Source organism: Pseudomonas sp. R2-60-08W, assembly GCF_003852335.1.
Taxonomy (GTDB): Bacteria; Pseudomonadota; Gammaproteobacteria; order Pseudomonadales; family Pseudomonadaceae; genus Aquipseudomonas.
Window position 1 is genome coordinate 531,555 of record NZ_CP027731.1, and the last position, 21,656, is coordinate 553,210.

Annotated in this window: 14 protein-coding genes and 1 pseudogene; 7 read left to right on the forward strand and 8 right to left on the reverse strand. The window is 61.0% G+C overall.

The window, feature by feature from the left end; translation table 11 throughout:
- Window positions 1–109: 109 nt before the first annotated feature.
- Window positions 110–544 (reverse strand): thioredoxin TrxC, encoded by a 435-nt coding sequence (trxC, locus tag C4J90_RS02300; protein WP_124402846.1) that lies wholly within the window; start codon window positions 542–544, stop codon window positions 110–112.
- Window positions 545–767: 223 nt separating this feature from the next.
- Between trxC and C4J90_RS02305 the strand changes: the two genes are divergently transcribed.
- Both C4J90_RS02305 and C4J90_RS02310 read left to right on the forward strand, forming a co-directional pair.
- Complete coding sequence (locus C4J90_RS02305) at window positions 768–1,064, forward strand: type II toxin-antitoxin system HigB family toxin (protein WP_124419125.1); 297 nt, start codon at window positions 768–770, stop codon at window positions 1,062–1,064.
- Window positions 1,061–1,462, forward strand: coding sequence for a type II toxin-antitoxin system HigA family antitoxin (locus C4J90_RS02310; RefSeq protein WP_124360952.1), 402 nt, complete (start codon window positions 1,061–1,063; stop codon window positions 1,460–1,462). Before C4J90_RS02305 ends, C4J90_RS02310 begins: the two co-directional genes overlap by 4 nt.
- Before the next feature lie 4 nt (window positions 1,463–1,466).
- Here C4J90_RS02310 and selO read toward each other — a convergent pair whose 3' ends face one another.
- From selO to C4J90_RS27350, 5 genes and pseudogenes are all read right to left on the reverse strand, one after another.
- Window positions 1,467–2,930, reverse strand: a complete 1,464-nt coding sequence (selO, locus tag C4J90_RS02315; RefSeq protein ID WP_124419126.1) for a protein adenylyltransferase SelO — start codon at window positions 2,928–2,930, stop codon at window positions 1,467–1,469.
- Window positions 2,931–2,978: 48 nt separating this feature from the next.
- Entirely contained in the window at window positions 2,979–6,356 is a 3,378-nt protein-coding gene (gene mscK / locus C4J90_RS02320) for a mechanosensitive channel MscK (protein ID WP_124419127.1), read from the reverse strand.
- A gap of 49 nt (window positions 6,357–6,405) precedes the next feature.
- Window positions 6,406–8,148 (reverse strand): potassium/proton antiporter, encoded by a 1,743-nt coding sequence (locus C4J90_RS02325; RefSeq protein WP_124369340.1) that lies wholly within the window; start codon window positions 8,146–8,148, stop codon window positions 6,406–6,408.
- Window positions 8,149–8,293: 145 nt separating this feature from the next.
- Window positions 8,294–9,166 carry a methyl-accepting chemotaxis protein gene (locus C4J90_RS27345; protein WP_371850830.1) on the reverse strand — a complete coding sequence of 291 codons (873 nt, stop codon included), beginning with the start codon at window positions 9,164–9,166 and terminating at the stop codon, window positions 8,294–8,296.
- A pseudogene (locus C4J90_RS27350) lies at window positions 9,149–9,973 on the reverse strand (MCP four helix bundle domain-containing protein); the annotation flags it as partial. The gene C4J90_RS27345 and the pseudogene C4J90_RS27350, both read right to left, overlap by 18 nt.
- 223 nt (window positions 9,974–10,196) lie before the next feature.
- Here C4J90_RS27350 and C4J90_RS02335 point away from each other — a divergent pair.
- Window positions 10,197–10,427, forward strand: coding sequence for a hypothetical protein (locus C4J90_RS02335; protein WP_124360957.1), 231 nt, complete (start codon window positions 10,197–10,199; stop codon window positions 10,425–10,427).
- Window positions 10,424–10,714 carry a cell division protein ZapA gene (locus C4J90_RS02340; protein WP_057724383.1) on the forward strand — a complete coding sequence of 97 codons (291 nt, stop codon included), beginning with the start codon at window positions 10,424–10,426 and terminating at the stop codon, window positions 10,712–10,714. Before C4J90_RS02335 ends, C4J90_RS02340 begins: the two co-directional genes overlap by 4 nt.
- Here C4J90_RS02340 and C4J90_RS02345 read toward each other — a convergent pair.
- On the reverse strand, window positions 10,711–12,513 hold the full coding sequence (locus tag C4J90_RS02345) for an acyl-CoA dehydrogenase (RefSeq protein WP_124360958.1): 1,803 nt from the start codon (window positions 12,511–12,513) through the stop codon (window positions 10,711–10,713). The two genes, C4J90_RS02340 and C4J90_RS02345, sit on opposite strands and share 4 nt — an antisense overlap.
- Before the next feature lie 286 nt (window positions 12,514–12,799).
- Complete coding sequence (gene putA / locus C4J90_RS02350) at window positions 12,800–16,753, reverse strand: trifunctional transcriptional regulator/proline dehydrogenase/L-glutamate gamma-semialdehyde dehydrogenase (RefSeq protein ID WP_124419129.1); 3,954 nt, start codon at window positions 16,751–16,753, stop codon at window positions 12,800–12,802.
- Window positions 16,754–17,215: 462 nt separating this feature from the next.
- On the opposite strand from putA, the gene putP reads away from it, so the two are divergent.
- The 3 genes from putP (at window position 17,216) to C4J90_RS02365 (ending at window position 21,652) form a co-directional block, all read left to right on the forward strand.
- A complete protein-coding gene (putP, locus tag C4J90_RS02355) occupies window positions 17,216–18,700 on the forward strand; it encodes a sodium/proline symporter PutP (protein ID WP_124360960.1) in 1,485 nt (494 codons plus the stop codon).
- Between the two features lie 205 nt (window positions 18,701–18,905).
- Entirely contained in the window at window positions 18,906–20,927 is a 2,022-nt protein-coding gene (locus C4J90_RS02360; protein WP_124419130.1) for a type VI secretion system tip protein VgrG, read from the forward strand.
- Window positions 20,927–21,652, forward strand: coding sequence for a DUF4123 domain-containing protein (locus C4J90_RS02365; RefSeq protein ID WP_124419131.1), 726 nt, complete (start codon window positions 20,927–20,929; stop codon window positions 21,650–21,652). Before C4J90_RS02360 ends, C4J90_RS02365 begins: the two co-directional genes overlap by 1 nt.
- Window positions 21,653–21,656 lie beyond the last annotated feature (4 nt).

Consider the following 21,656-nt stretch of genomic DNA (forward strand, 5'->3'; position numbering starts at 1 on the left):
AGGGGGCTTGCTCCCGATGGCAGAGTGTCAGGCACTTAAGTGTCACTGACCCACCGCTATCGGGAGCAAGCCCCCTCCCACACTGTCCTGTGGTGCTTTCCTGATCGGGTTACACGCCTTGGCTACGCAACCAACTCATCAATTGCGGCAACGGAAACGCCCCACTCTGGCGCGCCACTTCGCGGCCATTCTTGAACAGAATCAAACTGGGAATCGAGCGAATCCCCAGCTGCGCCGACAACTGCTGGTTGGCCTCGCTGTCCAGCTTGGCCAGCCGGCACTTGCCCTCCAACTGCCCGGCCGCCTGCTCGAACACCGGCGCAAACGACTTGCACGGCCCGCACCAATCCGCCCACACATCCACCAGCAACGGCAGGTCACCCTTGATCTGGCTGGCGTAGTCGCCTTGTTTCAATTCAAAGGGTTTGCTCAACAACACAGGCTGCTTGCAGCGCCCACATTTCGGCGCATCGCCCAGGCGTTCGCCGGGGATGCGGTTAAGACCGTTGCAATGAGGGCAGGGGATTACAAGAGGTTCGGACATTGGGGGCTCCAGGGGACTTGCCAATAGGGTGTATCTGGTGCCGGGGCTGAGATTAATCAAGGCTTGCTGCAGAGACTCATTCGCTCACAGTTTTGCCCGCGCCGCGGTGAATCGTCTGGCTAGGCTTTCTGGTGTGCGCCACCGGTCTGTTTGCGACTATAGCAAATTGCGATAGTTCGAAATCAGGTTTAACCTTCATAGCAAGATGCGATAAGGACGTTGCATGCGAGTCATCAGTGAAAGCAGGATCTGGGAAGCAAAGGGAAAATGGCCGCGCTCGGCGACGGCTTTGGATCAGTGGTATCGCGTGATCAAACGCAACGCCCCCAAGGACTTCGCCGCAATGAAAACCATATTTCCCGCCACGGACAAGGTAGGTGAATTTCATGTGTTTGATATTGGCGGTAACAAGCTGAGGTTGATTGCATCGGTGCAGTATCGAATGCAGCGCGTTTACATCAAGCACCTGCTTGACCATCGCGATTATGAGAAGGACAAATGGAAGGAAAAAATCAAATGAGCGCACTTATGCGAGTGGCGGCAGAGCACTGGCAATTCGTTTCGCCCGTGCTGCGCAAGCCGGAAACCGAGGCAGAATACGACACACTGGTATGCGGTTTGGATGAGCTGTTGAGCCTGGTGGGTGACGACGAAGATAGCCCGCTGATGAGCCTGGTCGACATTCTCAGCGACTGGATAGAAGCCTATGACCGTGAGCATCGTCCAATGCCCGTGGCCAGCGGGGTGGATGTGCTGCGTTACATGATGCGCGAGCACAATCTCACCCAGAGCGACCTTCCAGGGGTCGGCGCGCAATCAGTCGTCTCGGAAATATTGAGCGGGAAACGCCAGCTCAACGTGCGCCAGATTCGTTGGCTGGCCGAGCGTTTCGGGGTGTCTGTGGAGACCTTTATCTAAGAGGTCAAGACGAGCAACTAATCTCCAGATGCTTGCCCCAATCCGGCGGCCGCTGTGCGTACTGTTCCATCCCCGCTTGTTCCTCAAACGGTTTGGTCAGGACTTCATGCAGCCGTCGCACTTCGCTGTAATCGCCTGACTCGGCAGCGGCGATGGCGTTTTGGGCGAGGTAGTTGCGCAGGATGTACAGCGGGTTCACGGCATGCATGCGTTCACGGCGCTGTGTCTCGCTGTCGTCCCCGTCTCGGGCAACACGGGCCTTGTACAGCTCGGCCCAGGCATCGAAACCGGCCAGGTCGACAAAGTCATCGCGTAACCGCGTGACTGCCAAGGCTGCCGACTCATCGCCAAGGCGTCGGAAAAACAGCGTGTAGTCCACGCCGCTGTTCTGCATCAGCTTGAGCAAGCGTTCCACCAGCTGCTGGTCGTCGTCTTCGGCGGTCGTCAGCCCCAACCGGCGACGCATCAGGTCTAGGTAGTGCGCTTGATACAGCGGCAGGTACAGGCCAAGGGCTTCTTTAAGGGCGTCAACGCTGATAAACGGCGTCAGCGCCTGGGCCAGCGCGCTGAGGTTCCACTGCCCGATCGGCACCTGGTTGCTGAAGGAATAACGCCCCTCATGATCGGAATGGTTGCAGATGAAGTGCGCATCGAAGTCATCCAGAAACGCAAATGGCCCGAAGTCGAAGGTGATGCCCAGGATCGACATGTTGTCGGTGTTCATCACGCCATGGCAGAAGCCATAGGCCTGCCATTTGGCGATCATCTCGGCATTGCGTTCGACGACTTCACGGAACATCGCCAGGTAAGGTTCCGGTTGTTCGCGGCACTCGGGAAAGTGCAGGTTCAAGACGTGTTCAGCCAGCTGGGCCTGCTGCTCGGGCTGCTTGGTGTAATAGAAATATTCGAAATGCCCGAAGCGGATATGGCTGGGTGCCAGGCGCAACACCATCGCCCCGCGTTCCTGTTTTTCACGCCATACCGGTGTACTGGAGCCGATCACGCACAAGGCGCGACTGCTGGGGATGCCCAATGCATGGAGGGCTTCGGAGGCGAGGAACTCACGGATCGAGGAGCGCAATACCGCACGCCCGTCGCCCATCCGCGAGTAGGGCGTCATGCCGGCGCCCTTGAGGTGCAGGTCCCAATGCTCGCCGGCCTGGTTATACACCTCGCCCAGCAGCAACCCTCGGCCATCGCCCAGTTGCGGGGTGTAGCCGCCGAACTGGTGCCCGGAATAGACCATCGCCCGCGGTTCCGCTTCGGCCCATAGCTTGTGGCCACCAAACAGTTCGGCAAACACGGGCGTTTCGGCCACGGCCGGGTCAAGGTCGAGCAGGGCCATGGCGGCGGTGCTCGCCACCACCAGGCGCGGCTCGTCGAGGGGCTCGGGCAGCACGTGGGTTGAGAACCCATCGCCCAGGCGTGCGAAGCGGTTGTCGAAGGTCAGTTCGTCGAGGGCTTTCACCGGCCATCTCCAGCAGGATGCCCCCAGCGTTTTGCTGGGGGTAATTCGTTAGTCGAGTTTGCTCGGCGGTGGTTCAGGCGCGTCTGCGACCTTTCCGGCGGGCGGCTCGGGAGTGTCCTGCTCGGGCGCGACGATGGTCTTGTGCTCGTCTTCCACCGGAACCAGTTTGTATTCGTGGCCTTGCATGTTTTTCAGATACACCTCCATCTGCCTGAACGAGATGTTGATGTGCTGTTTCTTGAACTCACGGTTGATAAAGCGGTTGACCTCGTCCAGCACAGGGTTGCGGTCGCCCAGGTCGCGCACATGCATGCGCAGCTCGTGGTCGAGGGTGCTTTCGCCGAAGTTGAGGAAATACACGTGGGGCTCGGGCTCTTTGAGTACCCGTGGGTTTTCCTTGGCGGCCTTGAGTAACAATTCCTTCACCAGGTCCAGGTCGGAGCCGTAGTCCACGCCCAGTTTCAAGGTGACCCGAGTGATGGTGTCGGTCAGCGACCAGTTGATCAGTTGCCCGGTAATGAAGGTCTTGTTCGGGACAATGATGTCCTTGTTGTCGAAATCGGTGATGGTGGTGGCGCGAATGCGGATCTTGCTCACCGTGCCCGACAGGTTGCCGATGGTGATGGTGTCGCCGATGCGCACGGGGCGTTCGAACAGGATCATGATGCCGGAGATGAAGTTGGCGAAGATTTCCTGCATGCCGAAGCCCAGGCCTACCGACAGCGCGGCCACCAACCATTGCAACTTGTCCCAGCTCACGCCCAGGGTGGACAAGGTCGAGACGAAACCGACGCCGGCGATCACATAGGACAGCAATGTGGTGGTGGCATAGGCGCTGCCTTGTGCGAGCTCCAGTTTGGACAGCACCAATACTTCGAGTAGACCGGGCAGGTTGCGCGCCAGGGCGAAGGTGATACCGATGATGATCAGCGCGCCGAGCATGTCGCCGATGCTGATCGGCACCATGCTGATATTCGAGCCGGTGCCGCTGGTGTATTCGTACAGCGTGACGTTATCGAGGTAGGAAAATACCGAGATCAGGTCCGACCAGACCCAGTACAGGGCTGCGATAAAGCCCCCGAGCAAGGCCAGGCGGATCAGGCGCAAGGATTGCTCGTTGACCTTTTCGATGTCCAGGGTCGGCTCTTCCACCACCGCTTCGCCTTCACCGGCTTCCTTGGCGGCCTGGCGTTTGGCCAGGGCGCGCGCATAGGCCAGGCGTCGGGCGGCAACGCTCAGCCAGCGCACGAAGGTGGCTTCGATTACCAGCCAGAACATCAGCAGGTACAGGGTGTTGATCAAGCGATCGCTGAGTTTCAGAGCGGTGTAGTAGTAGCCAAAGCACACGGCAATAAACAATGCGACGGGCAGGGCGGTGAAGACCAGCCCGATCGTCTTGCGAAACAGCGAGGCTTTTTCATGGGTGGGGCTGTTCAACAGCAGGCGGCTGAGCAACCACGCCATCAGCGCGTAGCAGGTGAGTACCACGGCGATGCCCAGCACATCTTCGGCGAGCGCCGCCGGTTGGTGCTCGGCGATGGCAACCACGGCCACCAGGGCCAGTACCACCAGCCCGAGCTTGCGTACCCAACCTTGCAGGAATTCGACCTGGGGTTTTTCCCAGCGAAAATGCAGCTCGGCCACACCGCCGGGCGCCAGGATGCGGTAAGCGGTGTAGAACACCAGCCAGGCTTGGGCGATCTGCAACAAGGCCGAACCCAGGTTGGCGTTTTGCCCGCGGGCGTCGATCTGCAACGCATAGCCGCACAGCGCCAGGCCCAGGGACACCGGCATCGCCAGCAGGATATTGATCAGGATCGCCTGGGGCGTGTGCCACTGGCTGTCGCGCTTGAAGTGACCGATGTCCAGGTGAACTTTGTTGAGGCGCTGATACAGCGCCTTGCGCCGCCACAGCAGCGCGCCGATCAACAGCAGCAGCGGCAGGAACAGCCACGGGCGCTGGGTCAGGCCGTCATACAGTTCGCTGACGCTGGAGGCCCAGGGCAGGGTGGTGATTTGCTTGCTCAGGTGCGCCGGTACGGTTTCCAGCCACTCGGTGTCCAGCGGCTTGTTGCTGGGGATCCAGAACATCTGTTCATCGAGCGTGGCGCGCAGGGTGGTGGCGGTGCTCAGCAGTTGTTTCTGGTTCAGTTGCAGGGTGATGGATTCGTTGAGCAGCGCGCTCAATTCACGGCTCAGGCGCTCCAGCAGGTCGCTGCGGGTAATTGCCAGTTCCAGCAGGGTGCGACGCAATTGCGGGGTGACGTCGTCCGGCGGCTGGTTGGCCAGCAGGTTATCCACATACGCGCTTGGCGAGCTGATCAGCTCGCGCTGCTGGTTGACCTCGAACTGGTACAGGCGAATGTTGGCGATGTCGTCGGCCAGGTCACGGTCGACGGTCAGGCGTGGCAGCGCCTGTTTCTGCTTGTAGAGGATCTTGGACAGCAGCAGGCTGCCCTTGAGCACGTTGATCTGCTCGTCCAGCGCCGAATCGCTTTGGGTGACGGTGTCCAGTTGCTGCTTGGTCTGCAGGTTTTTCTGGGTCAGGTCGTTGAGGCGGTCGGTGCTCTTGAGCAAGTAGTCGGAGAGCTTCAGGTTGGCCGCGCTTTCCGTGGCCAGCAGGCTGCTGCCGCCGGCTTTCTGCGCTTCGATGGACTGTTGGGTCACCGTCTGCTGGGACTGGGCCAGGCGTTTCTGGTTGATCAGGGTTTGCAGGTCCTGGATTTCCTGCTCCAGGCGCGCGGTTTTTTCCTGGATCAGATCGTGCTGGCTGTTGCCCAGGTCTTGCAACTGGCTGTTGCCGGCCAGTTCCTGGCGGCGCAGGGGGATCAGCGCATTCAGGGCGGCGAGTTCGGCGTTGAGCTGGTTGCGCTGGTCGGCGCTGAGGGCTTTGCCGTTGTCTTTGCCGGTCTTGAGGGTCGCATTGATCTGCTGGATGCGCGTCTGGCTGCTGCTGATTTCGGTTTGGGCGCGCTCGGGGCGGGTTTGGGCGGCGATGGTCAGGCTATTGGCGTCGGCCAGTTCTTTTTGCAGATCACCTTGCTGGGTGGTGCGTTGCACCAGCAATTGTTCAAGCTGCGGCACAGGCAGGCTGGCGTAGCGTTGGGCCACCGGAATGATTTTGGTGGCCTTGAGCCGAGTCAGCTCGCGCTGGTTGTCCGTCGTCTGGCGCGGGGCATCTTCCAGCTGGCGCTTCAGGTCTGCCAGGCGCTGCTCGTACTCCTGCTTGTTAGCCAGGAACGTCAGGGTCTGTTGCAGGATGCTCTGCAACGCCTTCATGTCGGCGTCGGGTAGCTTGCGGTCGGGCAGTTTGTCCAGGGTTTGCTGGACAGCGTCGGCGCTGGGTGGGTCGGCCGCGTGAACGGTGCCAACACAAAGAGTCAGGCCCAGCAGGGCAGTGGCGAGAAAAGTGCGCAGGGTTGGCATAGAGACCGGTCGAGCTAGATGAAGAATCGGGGCATTGTCGCCCCGCAGTTTAGAGGAAGAGACCGGGGCCCGGGCGACTTCCTTCGGGGAATCTGACGCCGACTTTGCCAATCTTGTTCCCGTCCATGACCGCGACGGTCCAGATGGTGTTGTTCCACTCCACCTGGTCGCCCACCACCGGCGCGCCGCCGACTTTCTGGGTGATGAAGCGGCTCAGCGGCATGTCCGGGTCGATACCCTCGAGCTTGAGCCCGTACAGCGCCGACACCGCGCCCAGCTGGGCGTCGCCTTCGAGTACGAAGTCGCCGAAGAAGCGCAGGTCCAGGCCTCGCTGCGGCGCCTGGCTGAACAGTTTGCCCAGGGCCGGCAGGTTGTGTTCATGGCCGATGACGCAGAGCAAATCATCGACTTCCAGCACCGTACTACCCGACGGGTGGAGCAGTTGCTGGCCACGGAACAGCGCCGCGATCCGTGTGCCCTCGGGCATTTTCAACTCGCGCAGGGCGGCGCCGATGCACCATTTCTCCGCGCCCAGGCGGTAGACGAACAGCTCCCACTCGCTGGTGACGTGCACTTCCAGGGCGGCGCGGGAAATCGGCGCCGGGTCCGGCGGTACGGTGACTTTCAGCAACTTGGCCACCCACGGCAGGCTGGTGCCCTGCACCAGCAGCGACACCAGCACGATAAAGAACGCCAGGTTGAAATACAGCTGGGCATGGGGCAGGCCGGCCATCAGCGGGAACACCGCGAGGATGATCGGCACCGCGCCGCGCAGGCCGACCCAGGCGATAAAGGCTTTTTCCCGGCCGTGGAACGCCTTGAAGGGCAACAGGCCGACCATCACCGACAGCGGCCGTGCAAACAGGATCATCCACAGCGCCAGGCCCAGTGCCGGCAAGGCAATCGGCAGCAAGTCATGGGGCGTGACCAGCAGGCCCAGCACCAGGAACATGCCGATCTGCGCCAGCCAGGCCATGCCGTCGAGCATATGCAGGATGCCATGACGGCTGCGCACCGGACGGTTGCCGATCACCAGGCCGCACAGGTACACGGCGAGAAAGCCACTGCCGTGCAAGGCGTTGGTCAGCGCGAAGACGAACAGGCCGCCAGCGATCACCAGGATCGGGTACAGGCCGGTGGCCAGGTTGATGCGGTTGACCATCTGCAGCATCAGCCAGCCGCCGCCCAGGCCGACCAGGCCGCCGATGCCGAACTCGCGGACCAGGTGGGTCAGCAGGCTCCAATGCAGGCCGGTCTGGCCGCTGGCGAGCATGTCGATCAAAGTCACGGTGAGGAACACCGCCATCGGGTCGTTGCTGCCGGATTCGATTTCCAGGCTGGCGGTCACCCGTTCGTTCAAGCCCTTGCCGCCCAGCAGCGAGAACACGGCTGCGGCGTCGGTGGAACCAACAATGGCGCCGATCAGCAAGCCCTGCACGATGTTGAGGTCGAACAGCCAGGCCGCGGCCATGCCAGTGAGGCCGGTGGTGATCAACACGCCCACCGTGGCCAGGGACAACGCAGGCCAGAGTGCCACGCGGAAACTCGCCACCCGCGTGCGCAAACCGCCGTCGAGCAGGATCACGGCCAGCGCCAGGTTGCCCACCAGGTAGGCGGTCGGGTAGTTATCGAAGATGATGCCGCCGCCATCGACGCCGGCGATCATGCCCACGGCCAGGATGATCACCAGGATCGGGATGCCCAGGCGCGACGACAGAGAACTCACCAGAATGCTCGCACTCACCAGCAACGCGCCGATCAAGAACAGGCTGTTGATGGTCGTCGCATTCAAAGGCAGTACTCCAGAGCAGGGAAAGACAGGGCGCAAACTGACCATGCAGTCTGCGTGCCAGGGATTCTAACCTGTTGAATTGCTGCGCTGTCAAAAGATCGTTCCCACGCGGAGCGTGGGAACGATCAAGCCCCCTCCCACATTTTTACAGCCGGAAGCGGCCCACCATGCCATTGAGGTCCACTGCCAGGCGCGACAACTCGCTGCTCGCCGCGCTGGTCTGGCTGGCGCCTGTCGCCGATTGCACCGACAGATCGCGGATATTCACCAGGTTACGGTCGACTTCCCGCGCGACCTGCGCCTGTTCTTCCGCTGCGCTGGCGATCACCAGGTTGCGCTCGTTGATCTCGACAATTGCCGTGTTGATGGTATCCAGCGACATCCCTGCGCCCTTAGCGATGTTCAGCGTGGATTCGGCGCGCTCAGTGCTGTTGCGCATCGAATCCACCGCATGCTCGGTGCCGGCCTGGATGCTGCCGATCATGCGCTCGATCTCGCTGGTGGACTGCTGGGTGCGATGGGCCAACGCGCGTACCTCGTCCGCCACTACCGCAAAACCACGCCCGGCCTCACCAGCCCGCGCCGCTTCGATGGCCGCGTTGAGGGCCAGCAGGTTGGTCTGGTCGGCCAGGCCACGGATCACGTCCAGCACTTTGCCGATATCGCGGGATTCATTGGCCAACTCACCGATCAAGGTGGCGGTGGCTTGCACGTCGCCGCTCATGCGTTCGATGGCGCTGACGGTTTCCTGTACCAGGTCACGGCCATCACCGGCCGAGGTGGTGGCGTTGCGCGAGGCTTCGGAGGTGCTCACGGCATTGCGCGCGACTTCCTCGACCGCGCTGGTCATTTCGTTCACCGCGGTGGCGGCCTGTTCGATCTCATTGTTCTGCTGGGTCAGGCCACGCGCGCTTTCGTCGGTGACGGCGTTGAGCTCTTCGGCGGCCGACGCCAGTTGCGTGGCGGAGCCGGCGATGCGTTGCAGGGTGTCGCGCAGTTTGTCCTGCATCTTGGCCATGGCGGCGAGCAGGCGGCCGGCCTCATCGTTGCCCTCGACTTTGATCGGGCGCGTGAGGTTGCCTTCGGCCACTTCTTCGGCCGCTTCCAGCGCTTGGGAAATCGGCACGGTGATGCTGCGGGTCAGCAGCCAGGCGAACAACAGGGTCAGCGCGGTGGCGATCACCAGCAGGCCCACGACCATGTTGAAAGCCAGATCGTACTGGTCTTCGGCCTGCTGGTTGGTGTCCAGGGCCATGCTGTTGTTGATTTCCAGCAGGCGGCTGAGCACCGCGTTGACCTGCTCGGAGTTGTTCAGCAGTTCGGTGTTGAGCAGGGCGCGCAATTCGTCGACCTGGTTGGCCCGGGACAGGCTTTTCATGCGCTCTTCGATCTGATGGTACTGGGCCAGTAACCGCACGTATTCATCGTAGGTCGCGCGTTCTTCGCGGCTCTCGATCAGCTTTTCATATACGCCCTGGGCGGTGCGGATCTGCTGGTTGCGCACGTCGAAGGCTTCCAGGGTTTTCTGCTGTACTTCCGGCTCGCGGTTGGTGAGCAAGCGGTACGACAACACGCGCAGGCGCAAGGTCAGCTGAGTGAATTCGTCGAGGGCGCGGATGCTTGGCACGCTGGACAGGGTGATGTCTTCGGTGGCAGCACGGATCTTGCTCATTTGGTTCAGGGCGAACACGCCCAGAAACAACATCAACGCGCCGATAAACGCGAAGCCGAGGAAAGCCCTCGGGGCGATATTCATATTACGAAGAGACATGCTGGAATCCTGGGGAGAAGCGCGATCCGTGCGGCCATGAGACGGGGTGTGCATCGCGTATCGGCTCTGCGACTAAAGTCTTAAGGGGGCGCGCGCTTTTGTCGCAGCTGACCGGGGGTTACACGGATTCAGGAACCAGATCGGGTAATTGCAGTCACTAAGGCTCGAAAGCGCGGCCCGGCCCTTGAACATCGGGCTGCGCGCCGGGGATAACCCTGGCATCCGAGGTGAATTTTCTTTATCGTCACCGCCCTTTTAAAAAGCCCGAGAAATCAAAATGTTAGAAGCATCCCTCAGCCAACTGGAACAATTGGTCAACGACCTGGTACAGCAGAACCAGGACCTGCTGAGCAGCAACGAATCCCTCAAGGCGCAACTGGCCCAGGCCAAGGATGAAAACGACAGCCTGCAACTGAACCTGATGGAACAGGAAGAAAAGCATGGCGCCACCGCTGCCCGCATCCAGGCACTGGTTGAGCGTGTGAGCGCAGGGCCTGTCAGCGCATGAATGAAGGGATAAAGGTCGTTTCGATTCTCGGTGAGGATTACTCGATCAAGGCGCCGGCCGGGGAAGACCAGACCCTGATGCACGCCGTGACCATGCTCAAGGCTTCGCTGGCCACGACCAAGAAAAAGTACCCGACCCTCATTGGTGACAAATTATTGGTATTGGCCGCGCTGAACCTGTGCGCCGAGCAGATCGAAATGCAGCAGGCTCACCAACAGGAACTCGACCGTTACCAAGAGCAAGTCAGCGCCACGGTCGAGGTGATTTCCAAGGCGATCCAGCCTTAGAACCACGCATCCTGCATGCCCAGGCACGTATCGTCGCGTGCCTCGAGAATCGCCAGTTCATGATGGCAGCTTGGTACTTCCCAGGTCAGGAAGTACCGGGCGGCCTGGAGCTTGCCTTTATAGAAGGCCACATCGGCCGCGTTGCCCTTGGCCAGCCCTTCTTCGGCGCGAATCGCCTGTTCCAGCCAGCGCCAGCCAATTACCGTGTGCCCGAACACTTTCAGGTACAGCGCCGAGTTCGCCAGGCTGCTGTTGACCTTGCCCTGGGCGAGATCGCTCAGCAGGCCCAGGGTGACCTTTTGCAGGCGATTGACCAATTGCTCCAGCGGTTCCCTCAGCGCGTTGAGCGTTGGGTATGGCTGCGCCCGAGCACCTGTCTCGGCGATCAGTCGAATCAATTGCTTGAGGCCGGCCCCGCCGTTCTGCGCCAACTTACGCCCAAGCAGGTCCAGGGACTGGATGCCATGGGTGCCTTCGTGGATCGGATTCAGGCGGTTATCGCGGTAGTACTGCTCGACCGGGTACTCGCGGGTATAGCCATGGCCGCCGAGAATCTGGATCGCCAGTTCGTTGGCCTTGAGGCAGAACTCCGACGGCCAGGATTTGACGATGGGGGTCAGCAGGTCCAACAACTCGTGGGCTTGTTTGCGTTCGGTTTCACCTGGCAGGGTGGTGGTGTCGTCGAACAGGCGTGCGGCGTACAGGCCCAGGTCGAAGGCGCCTTCCACGTAGGCTTTTTGGGTCAGCAGCATACGCTTGATATCGGCGTGCTGGATGATCGACACCGGTGCGGTGCTTGGGTCTTTGCTGTCCGGCAGGCGGCCTTGCGGACGTTCGCGGGCGTACTCCAACGAGTAGAGATAGCCCGCGTAACCGAGCATCACCGCGCCCATGCCGACGCCGATCCGTGCCTCGTTCATCATCTGGAACATGCAACTCAGGCCCTGGTGTGGTTTGCCCACCAGATAGCCGACACAGTTGCCGTTATCGCCAAAATTGAGTGCTGTGGACGTCGTGCCGCGCCAGCCCATCTTGTGAAACAGCCCGGCCAGCAGTACATCGTTGCGCTCGCCCAGGCTGCCGTCAGCGTTGACCAGGAATTTGGGCACGATAAACAACGAAATGCCCTTCACCCCGGCCGGTGCATCGGGCAGCTTGGCCAGCACCATATGCACGATGTTTTCCGACAGCGGATGGTCGCCACCGGAGATGAAGATCTTGTTGCCTTTCAGGCGATAGCTGCCGTCAGCCGCAGGCTCGGCACGGGTACGAATATCCGACAGGGATGAACCGGCGTGTGGCTCGGTCAAGGCCATGGTGCCGAAGAAACGGCCTTCGATCATCGGTTGCAGGAAGCGCTGTTTCTGCTCCTCGGTGCCGAAGCTTTCGATCAGGTTGGCGGCGCCCATGGTCAGGAACGGGTAAGACGTAGAGGCCGCGTTGGCGGATTGGAAGTGAGCGAAGCAGGCTTGGGACAGCAGGGTCGGCAACTGCATGCCACCGGCTTCGAAGCTGCGGGCGGCATTGAGGAAACCGGCTTCCAGGAAAGCATCCACCGCCGGTTTCACTTCCGGAATCAGAATCGCCTTACCGTCTTCGTAACGCGGTTCGTTTTCATCGTTCTTGCGGTTGTGAGGCGCGAAGTACTTTTCGGCAATGTTGCGCGCTGTGCTGATGGCGGCGTCGAAGGTTTCGCGATTGTGCTCGGCAAACCGCTCGCGCTGGGTCAGGCCCTCGGCATCGAGGACTTCATACAGCTCGAAAGCCAGATTGCGGGAACTGAGCAGCGTCTCGGACATGGCGGCTTACCTTTAAAGAGTATGCCGCAGTCTAGGAGCGCTAATAAAAAGGGGAAAGGAAGATAGATAGGGGTGATGGGGCGGCACAAGTTGCGAGCCTCAAGCTATAAGCTACAAGTAAGAGCAGTGCGCTTTCACTTGTAGCTTGCAACTTAAGATCGTTCCCACGCTCTGCGTGGAAACGCCTCTCTTGACGCTCCGCGTCACGCTTCTGGACGCAGAGCGTCCTTGAGCTGCATTCCCACGCGGAGCGTGGGAACGATCAGCTTGAAGCTGCTGTTTGCCGTTAACCGATGGTCATCAGGCTCGCATTACCGCCGGCAGCAGCGGTGTTAACGCTCAACGCCCGCTCGATCACCAACCGCTCCAGGGCAATAGATGTCTCACCCTGGGACAAACCATGCACCCCAACAATCGCCCCACCGCGCTGCGCCACTTGCTGGCACACCGCACGCAGTTGGTCGGAGTCACCGTGATGCAGCACAGCGTCGAACACCACGTCGTCCTTGGTCCAGTCGGCCACGCGCTTGATCTTCGCCTGAATATCCTTCGGCAGGCGTGGGAACAAGGCCTTGGTCAGCTCGGTTTCCGGCCATACCGCCGAACCGCCTACCGCCAATATCGCAGCCAGTTGAGTCAGCAGGTCGCCTTCCACTTCCGCCAGGCACAGCACGTGTTCACGCGGCAGGATCGCATAGCTGTTGCGCTCGCCGGTCGGGCCAGCCAGTTGGCGGGTGATACCGCTTTGCGACTGGGCGGCGAATTGGCTGCACAGGGCGCTCAGTTCGCTGAAGTTGTGGCTGTCGGCCCAGGTTTTCAGCGCGGTCAGCGGTTGGCTCATTGCGTCGCGCAGGCGCAGGTCCGGTGCGGTCAATGCGTCGCCACGTACGAAGGATTGCTCGATCGCATCGGTAGGACGAGTCGACAGCAGGCGGTACAGGTACAGCGGGCCACCGGCTTTCGGGCCGGTACCCGACAGGCCTTCGCCGCCGAACGGCTGCACGCCGACCACGGCACCCACGATGTTACGGTTGACATAGACGTTACCTGCATTGACGTTGTCGATCACCTTGGCGATGGTCTCGTCGATGCGGGTGTGCACGCCCAGGGTCAGGCCGTAGCCGGAGGCATTGATCTGGCCGATGAGCTGGTCGATCTCTTTGCGCTTGTAGCGCACCACGTGCAGCACCGGGCCGAAGATTTCGCGTTGCAGCTCGTCGAAGCTTTCCAGCTCGATCAGGGTGGGCATCACGAAGGTGCCACGCTTGATCTCTTCGCCATCGGCAATCGCCACCTGGTAAACGTTGCGGCCTTTGTCGCGCATGGCCTGGATGTGTTTCTCGATACCAGCCTTGGCTTCGGCGTCGATCACCGGGCCGATATCCACCGACAGGCGTTCCGGGTTACCCAGGCGGCATTCCGCCATGGCGCCCTTGAGCATTTCGATGACACGGTCTGCCGAATCTTCCTGCAGGCACAACACGCGCAGGGCCGAGCAACGTTGGCCGGCGCTGTCGAAGGCCGACGACACCACGTCAATCACCACTTGTTCGGTGAGTGCCGAGGAATCCACGATCATCGCGTTCTGGCCGCCGGTTTCGGCGATCAGAGGAATCGGACGGCCCTGGGCGTCAAGGCGACCGGCGACATTGCGTTGCAGCAAGCGTGCAACCTCGGTGGAGCCGGTGAACATCACGCCTTTGACGCGTTCATCACCGACCAGGCGGGCACCGACGCTCTCGCCCTGGCCCGGCAGCAATTGCAGCACGCCTTGCGGAATGCCGGCTTCGAGCAGGATGCGCACGGCCTGGGCGGCGACCAACGGGGTTTGTTCGGCGGGTTTGGCCAGCACCGGGTTACCGGCAGCCAATGCCGCCGCCACCTGGCCGCTGAAGATCGCCAGCGGGAAGTTCCACGGGCTGATGCACACCACCGGACCCAATGGGCGGTGGGCGTCGTTGGTGAAATCGTTACGCGCCTGCACCGCGTAGTAGCGCAGGAAGTCCACGGCTTCGCGCACTTCAGCGATGGCGTTGGCGAAGGTCTTGCCGGCTTCACGGGCCAGCAGGCCCATCAGTGGCTGGATCTCGCCTTCCATCAGGTCGGCGGCGCGCTCCAGGATCGCGGCGCGTTCGGCGGGCGGAGTGGCCTGCCAGATCGGCGCGGCGCTGATGGCGCACTGGATGGCGTTGTCGACGTCTTCGACGGTGGCCTCCTGAACGTGACCGACCACATCGCGCACGTCGGACGGGTTCAGCACCGCTGCAGCCGGTTGTTCGCTGGCGGCGCAACCGAGCATCGGCGCGGCTTTCCAGTTGTTGTGAGCGGTGGCCAGCAGGGCGCAGGACAGCGATGCCAGGCGATGCTCGTTGGCCAGGTCGATACCGGCCGAGTTGGCGCGGTCGCTGCCGTACAGGTCACGCGGCAGTGGGATACGCGGGTGCGGCAGGCCGAAGCCGCCTTCCACCGTCGCCATCTGCTCGATGTTCGCCACTGGATCGGCCACCAGCTCCTGAATCGAGATGGAGTGATCGGCGATGCGGTTGACGAACGAGGTGTTCGCACCGTTTTCCAGCAGGCGACGTACCAGGTACGCCAGCAGTGTTTCGTGAGTGCCGACCGGTGCGTACACACGGCACGGACGGTTCAGCTTGCCTTCGGAGACCTTGCCCACCACCTGTTCGTACAGCGGTTCGCCCATGCCGTGCAGGCATTGGAACTCGTACTGGCCGGGGTAATAGTTCTGACCGGCAATGTGATAGATGGCCGACAACGTATGGGCGTTGTGCGTGGCGAACTGCGGGTAGATGGCTTCCGGCACCGACAGCAGTTTGCGTGCGCAGGCAATGTAGGAAACGTCGGTGTACACCTTGCGGGTGTACACGGGGTAGCCTTCCAGGCCTTCGACCTGGGCGCGCTTGATTTCGCTGTCCCAGTACGCGCCTTTGACCAGACGGATCATCAGGCGGTGGCGGCTGCGGCGTGCCAGGTCGATCACGTAGTCGATCACGTAAGGGCAACGTTTCTGGTAGGCCTGGATCACGAAACCGATACCGTTCCAGCCAGTCAGTTGCGGCTCGAAGCACAGGCGCTCGAGCAGGTCCAGGGACAACTCGAGGCGGTCGGCTTCCTCGGCGTCGATGTTCAGGCCGATGTCGTATTGCTTGGCCAACAGGGTCAGCGACAACAGGCGCGGGTACAGTTCGTCCATCACCCGTTCGTACTGCGCGCGGCTGTAACGCGGGTGCAGGGCGGAGAGCTTGATGGAGATGCCTGGGCCTTCATAGATCCCACGGCCGTGGGACGCTTTGCCGATGGAGTGAATGGCTTGTTCATACGAAGCCAGGTACTTCTGGGCGTCGTGTTCGGTGAGGGCGGCTTCCCCGAGCATGTCGTAGGAATAGCGGAAACCCTTGGCTTCGAACTTGCTCGCGTTGGCCAGGGCTTCGGCGATGGTTTCGCCGGTGACGAACTGTTCACCCATTAGGCGCATGGCCATGTCGACGCCCTTGCGGATCATCGGCTCGCCGCTTTTGCCGATGATGCGGCTCAGGGACGAGGTCAAGCCTGCTTCGTTATGGGTCGCGACCAGTTTGCCGGTCAACAGCAGCCCCCAGGTAGCAGCATTGACGAACAGCGACGGGCTGTTGCCCAAGTGCGGGTGCCAGTTGCCGGTGCTGATCTTGTCGCGGATCAGTGCATCGCGCGTGCCTTTGTCCGGAATGCGCAGCAGCGCTTCGGCCAGGCACATCAGCGCCACGCCTTCCTGGGACGACAGGGAAAATTCCTGCAGCAGGCCTTGAACGATACCGGCACGGCCGCCAGCGCTTTTCTGGTTGCGCAATTTTTCGGCAATCGTGGCGGCCAGCTTGTTGGTGGCTTCGGCCATTTCTACCGGCAGGCGTGCCTGCTCGATCAGCATCGGCACCACTTCCGGCTCGGGGCGACGGTAAGCGGCGGTGATCGAGGCGCGCAGTACAGATTGCGGCAGGATGCTCTCGGCGAACTCAAGGAAGCACTGGTGCGCGTGGTCATGCTGGACTTCGCCGGCGTCGTCGGCATCCTTGCTGCCCGAACCGTTAAGCTCGGAAAGGGTTGCACCACCCTCGAGTTTCTCCAGGTAATTGAAAATTGCCTGTTTGATCAGCCAGTGCGGCGTGCGATCAATGGAGGACGCGGCAGCCTTCAGGCGCTCGCGGGTCGGGTCGTCGAGTTTGACCCCAAGGGTGGTCGTAGCCATTTTGTTATCCTCATGGGTGCCACTACCGAGTGGCATCTGCTGGCGGCAAGATTAGCTTTGCCCATGAAGAGGTGCAACCGGGTGCAACCCTTTTTGTTCATGAAATTTTCGACGGTTGATCGGAAAAAATCTGGCCTTCTGCCGAAACGGCGCCTTGGTGGTGCATTTGCTTCTGAGGTTGACTGTTCTTGCTCCGAAAAGTAGCAAAAAACCGGTGTTTGTTCTTAAATGCGCGTAGGTGCAACTTATTCGCGAGAAACTGGTTGCACCTTATTTGCTTTGTTGAATAGCATTCGCGCACCAAGGTGCAACCACTTCCACAGGTCGGTTCATCGGCTGGCGGCTTTCCTGGGGAAACGCCAGTCATAAATGCGCGGCAAGCAGCTTCGTTTACCCGGTTAACCACCGGTAGCGGGCTGACAGACCGTCGCTACATAAAAACAAAGCCAGGGCGTCACTTCTATGAGCGTTAGTAATCCCACCCTGATCACGTTCGTGATCTACATCGCAGCAATGGTACTGATCGGCTTGATGGCCTATCGCTCCACCAATAACCTTTCCGATTACATCCTGGGCGGTCGCAGCCTCGGTAGCGTGGTGACCGCTTTGTCCGCCGGCGCTTCCGATATGAGCGGCTGGTTGTTGATGGGCCTGCCGGGCGCGATCTACATGTCCGGGTTGTCGGAAAGCTGGATTGCTATCGGCCTGATCGTCGGTGCCTACCTCAACTGGCTGTTCGTGGCCGGCCGCCTGCGGGTGCAGACCGAACACAACGGCGACGCCCTGACCCTGCCGGATTACTTCTCCAGCCGCTTCGAAGATAAAAGCGGGCTGCTGCGGATCATCTCCGCTGTGGTGATCCTGGTGTTCTTCACCATTTACTGCGCTTCCGGCATCGTGGCCGGTGCCCGTCTGTTCGAAAGCACCTTCGGCATGTCCTACGAGACTGCGCTGTGGGCTGGTGCCGCAGCGACCATTGCCTACACCTTTATTGGCGGTTTCCTGGCGGTCAGTTGGACCGATACCGTGCAAGCCACGCTGATGATCTTCGCGTTGATCCTGACGCCGATCATCGTACTGCTGGCGACCGGCGGCGTGGACACCACCTTCCTGGCCATCGAAGCCAAGGACCCGACCAGCTTCGACATGCTGAAAAACACCACCTTCATCGGCGTTATCTCGCTGATGGGCTGGGGTCTGGGTTACTTCGGCCAGCCGCACATTCTCGCGCGGTTCATGGCGGCGGATTCGGTGAAGTCGATTGCCAACGCGCGCCGCATCTCCATGACCTGGATGATCCTGTGCCTGGGCGGCACCGTGGCGGTGGGCTTCTTCGGCATCGCTTACTTCTCGGCGCATCCTGAGGTGGCCGGTCCCGTGACCGAAAACCCTGAGCGCGTGTTTATCGAACTGGCCAAGATCCTGTTCAACCCATGGATTGCCGGTGTATTGCTGTCGGCCATCCTGGCGGCTGTCATGAGTACCCTGAGCTGCCAATTGCTGGTGTGCTCCAGCGCCCTGACCGAAGATTTCTACAAGGCATTCCTGCGCAAGGGTGCGTCCCAGCTTGAACTGGTATGGGTCGGTCGGATCATGGTGCTGGCGGTGGCCTTGATCGCCATCGCCCTGGCCGCCAACCCGGAAAACCGTGTACTGGGCCTGGTCAGCTACGCCTGGGCCGGTTTCGGCGCCGCGTTCGGGCCTGTGGTGCTGATCTCGGTGATTTGGAAAAACATGACCCGCAACGGCGCACTGGCCGGCATCCTGGTCGGCGCGATCACCGTAATCGTGTGGAAGCACTTCGAAGTGCTGGGCCTGTACGAAATCATCCCAGGCTTCATCTTCGCCAGCCTGGCGATCTACTTCGTGAGCAAGATGGGTGCCCCGACTGCCGGTATGGTCGAGCGCTTTGATGCCGCAGAAAAAGATTACAACCTCAATAAGTAATTCACCGGGCGCTGGGCGCTCGATGAGTTAACAAAAAGGCCCGCGTCCTACGGATGGCGGGCCTTTTTTTGCCTGTGATTTACGACGCTCCGAAGAGGATTCCGACGTTCGCGTGTAGGGTTTTACTGATTTTCCTCGGGCCTGCTCAGCAGGGAGCAACAGTGGTGCAGAATCGGTCGCCTATTTTTTTGCAGAGAAACACCGGATGTTCGCTCCTGCCAATCAAACCGCGTTTACCCTGACCCTGGATGGGGTTGCCAGTGACCTCAGGGTCTACAGCTTCAAGGGTAACGAAGCGCTCAGCCAGCCCTATCGTTTTGACCTTGAGTTGGTCTGCGAGCAGCCCGACCTGGACCTTGAGAACCTGCTGCATCACCCGGCGTACCTCGGTTTCGATGATCAGGGCCATGGTGTGCATGGCCTGGTTTACCGGGTAGCGCAGGGTGATTCCGGGCGGCGCCTTACGCGCTATCAGTTCAGCCTTGTGCCGCACTTGGCCTACCTGAAACACAGCAGCCACCAACGTATCTTCCAGCACAAGACGGTGCCGCAGATTGTGGCGCTGGTGTTGACGGGGCAGGGCATCCAGAGCGATCAATTCGAGTTTCGCCTGAGCGGTACTTACCCCGAACGCGAGTATTGCGTGCAGTTTGCTGAAACCGACCTGGCATTCGTTCAGCGCCTGTGTGCCGAGCAGGGCATTCACTATCACTTCCAACATTCGGCCGAACAGCACCTGCTGGTGTTTGGCGATGACCAGACCGTGTTCGCCCAGGCGCAGCAGCCAACCCCGTATATGCCCGGTTCCGGAATGGTCGCGCAGACCCCGGCGATCAAGCGGTTTGCCGTGCAGCTGGAAACGCGCACCACATCGGTGAACCTGCGCGATTACGATTTTCGTAAACCGCGCCTTGAGCTGGAAAGTGCAGCTACCGGCGAGCAACTTCCCACTCTTGAGCAGCAATTCTTCCCCGGCCATTTCAGCGAGCGTCCCCATGGTAAATACCTCGCACAGCGTGGGCTGGAGCGCCATCGCAGTGACTATCGGCTGGCGCATGGCTCGGGTGATGAGCCTGGATTGGTCAGCGGCCGCTTCCTCAGACTGAGTGGGCATCCGCGTGAGGACTGGAATGGGTTGTGGTTGGTGACGCAGGTGAGTCATGAAGGTATGCAACCCCAGGTGTTGGAGGAGGCTGTCACAGACCTCGCCGGCGGAGATTTTCGTCAGGGTTATCGCAACACATTCATTGCCGCTCCATGGGATGTCATGTTTCGCCCCCCTTTGCCTGAAATACCCCGCCCAAGTGTGTCCGGCTATCAGAGCGCGGTGGTTACCGGGCCCGTCGACAGTGAAATTCACTGCGATGAATACGGCCGGGTGAAGGTGCAAATGGCCTGGGACCGCGCTGGCGAGCGGACCGATCAGTCCAGCTGCTGGCTGCGAGTCGCCAGTGGTTGGGCCCATGACCGTTATGGCACGGTGCTGATTCCCAGGGTCGGCATGGAAGTGCTGGTGGGCTTCATCAATGGCGACCCGGATATGCCGCTGGTGATGGGCTGCCTGCCCAATGCCGTGACATCGGTGCCCCTCGATCTGCCGGCGGACAAGACCCGCAGCATCTTTCGCAGCCAGAGCACGCCCGGCGGTGGCGGCTACAGCGAGCTGCGCATCGAAGACCGCAAGGGCGCCGAAGAAATCTACCTGCGTGCCCAGCGTGATTGGACCCAGCACGTATTGCACGACCAGCAGGTGCAGGTTGATAACAGGCGTCGGGTGAAGGTCGGCGGCGAGTCGCACCATGAGTTGCACGGCGAAGAGCAGCGCATTACCCATGGCAACCGCCTGACCGAGCTCAAGCAGGATGATCACTTGATGGTCGGCGGCTCGCAGCAGATGCGAGCTGGCAGGACCATCCAAATTGGCGCCGGGCAGAGCATCGTCATCGATGCGGGAGCCAGCGTTACGATTCAGGCGGGAGGGCAGTCAATCACGATTTCGGCGGGCGGGATTTTCAGCAGTGTGCCAATCCAGCTCGGCGGGGCGCCAGCACCTGCGGAGGCGCCGTTGACGCCCGGTTTGAAGGAGACGGTACTGGCGGTTATCCCGCTCCCCCTGAGCCCTGTGCAAATCGCCAGCCTGAAACGCAGCGCGCCGTTTTGCGAAGAGTGCGAGCGTTGTCGGGGCGGGCAGTGCGATATCACCGATCATGCGCGGAGGGCTTCCTGATGCAGGCACTCATGGATCCTGGCACCTGGTTGGCACAGTTTCCCTTGCGCGGCGATGAGCGCATCTTTGCCGTGCTGGGCAATGCCAGCGCCGCCAAACCGCTCGTCGCCTGGCAAAATTTGACGGCAGGGCCGCTGCCGCAAGCGATCTGGGCGGGTACGGCCTACGCCCATTGGGACGAGGTGATGCCTTACGTGGGCATTGTCGAGCCGGGCAGCGCGTTTCTGGAGTGGGTCGCCACCGCGCACGCCACCGATTGGGGTTGGTTGGCGGTATCCTCCAGCGCGCTGGACACCGTGATCGCCCATCTGCAAAGCATGACCAAGGTGTTTATGCCCAATGACCAGGCGGTGTTTCTACGCTTCTGGGATGGCGCTCAGTTTCAGCCGATGTGGCAGCAATTGGGTGACGAGGCGGGGAAGGTCTTGCCGGTGTTTGGGCGTTATTTGATCAATGGTCAGCCGCTGACGGTGGCGACTGACCCGATCACCCCTGCCAAGCCCTGGCCCTGGTGGCGAGTGCCTGCGCCATTGCTCGAGCATCTGGCTGAGCAGTCCCCGCAGGTACTGGTCGGCAACCTGTTGCAATGGCTGCAAGAGCAGCGTCCCGATCTGTATGCCGCCTTCACGCCGAGCACGTTGCGGCACAAGCTCACCTGGCTCGCGCGCAGGCCGGGGATCAACCATGCAGCGCTGGCCGATTACCTCGCTACGCAGTTGAGTTAACAAA

Bases quoted from the DNA above. Each gene is read 5' to 3' on its own strand.
- C4J90_RS27345 (WP_371850830.1), bottom strand. From the start codon at position 9,166: ATGGCCAAGATGCAGGACAAACTGCGCGACACCCTGCAACGCATCGCC.
- C4J90_RS02345 (WP_124360958.1), bottom strand. From the start codon at position 12,513: ATGTCCGAGACGCTGCTCAGTTCCCGCAATCTGGCTTTCGAGCTGTAT.
- putP (WP_124360960.1), top strand. From the start codon at position 17,216: ATGAGCGTTAGTAATCCCACCCTGATCACGTTCGTGATCTACATCGCA.
- C4J90_RS02305 (WP_124419125.1), top strand. From the start codon at position 768: ATGCGAGTCATCAGTGAAAGCAGGATCTGGGAAGCAAAGGGAAAATGG.
- C4J90_RS02365 (WP_124419131.1), top strand. From the start codon at position 20,927: ATGCAGGCACTCATGGATCCTGGCACCTGGTTGGCACAGTTTCCCTTG.
- trxC (WP_124402846.1), bottom strand. From the start codon at position 544: ATGTCCGAACCTCTTGTAATCCCCTGCCCTCATTGCAACGGTCTTAAC.
- C4J90_RS02360 (WP_124419130.1), top strand. From the start codon at position 18,906: ATGTTCGCTCCTGCCAATCAAACCGCGTTTACCCTGACCCTGGATGGG.
- putA (WP_124419129.1), bottom strand. From the start codon at position 16,753: ATGGCTACGACCACCCTTGGGGTCAAACTCGACGACCCGACCCGCGAG.
- C4J90_RS02310 (WP_124360952.1), top strand. From the start codon at position 1,061: ATGAGCGCACTTATGCGAGTGGCGGCAGAGCACTGGCAATTCGTTTCG.
- C4J90_RS02335 (WP_124360957.1), top strand. From the start codon at position 10,197: ATGTTAGAAGCATCCCTCAGCCAACTGGAACAATTGGTCAACGACCTG.
- mscK (WP_124419127.1), bottom strand. From the start codon at position 6,356: ATGCCAACCCTGCGCACTTTTCTCGCCACTGCCCTGCTGGGCCTGACT.
- C4J90_RS02340 (WP_057724383.1), top strand. From the start codon at position 10,424: ATGAATGAAGGGATAAAGGTCGTTTCGATTCTCGGTGAGGATTACTCG.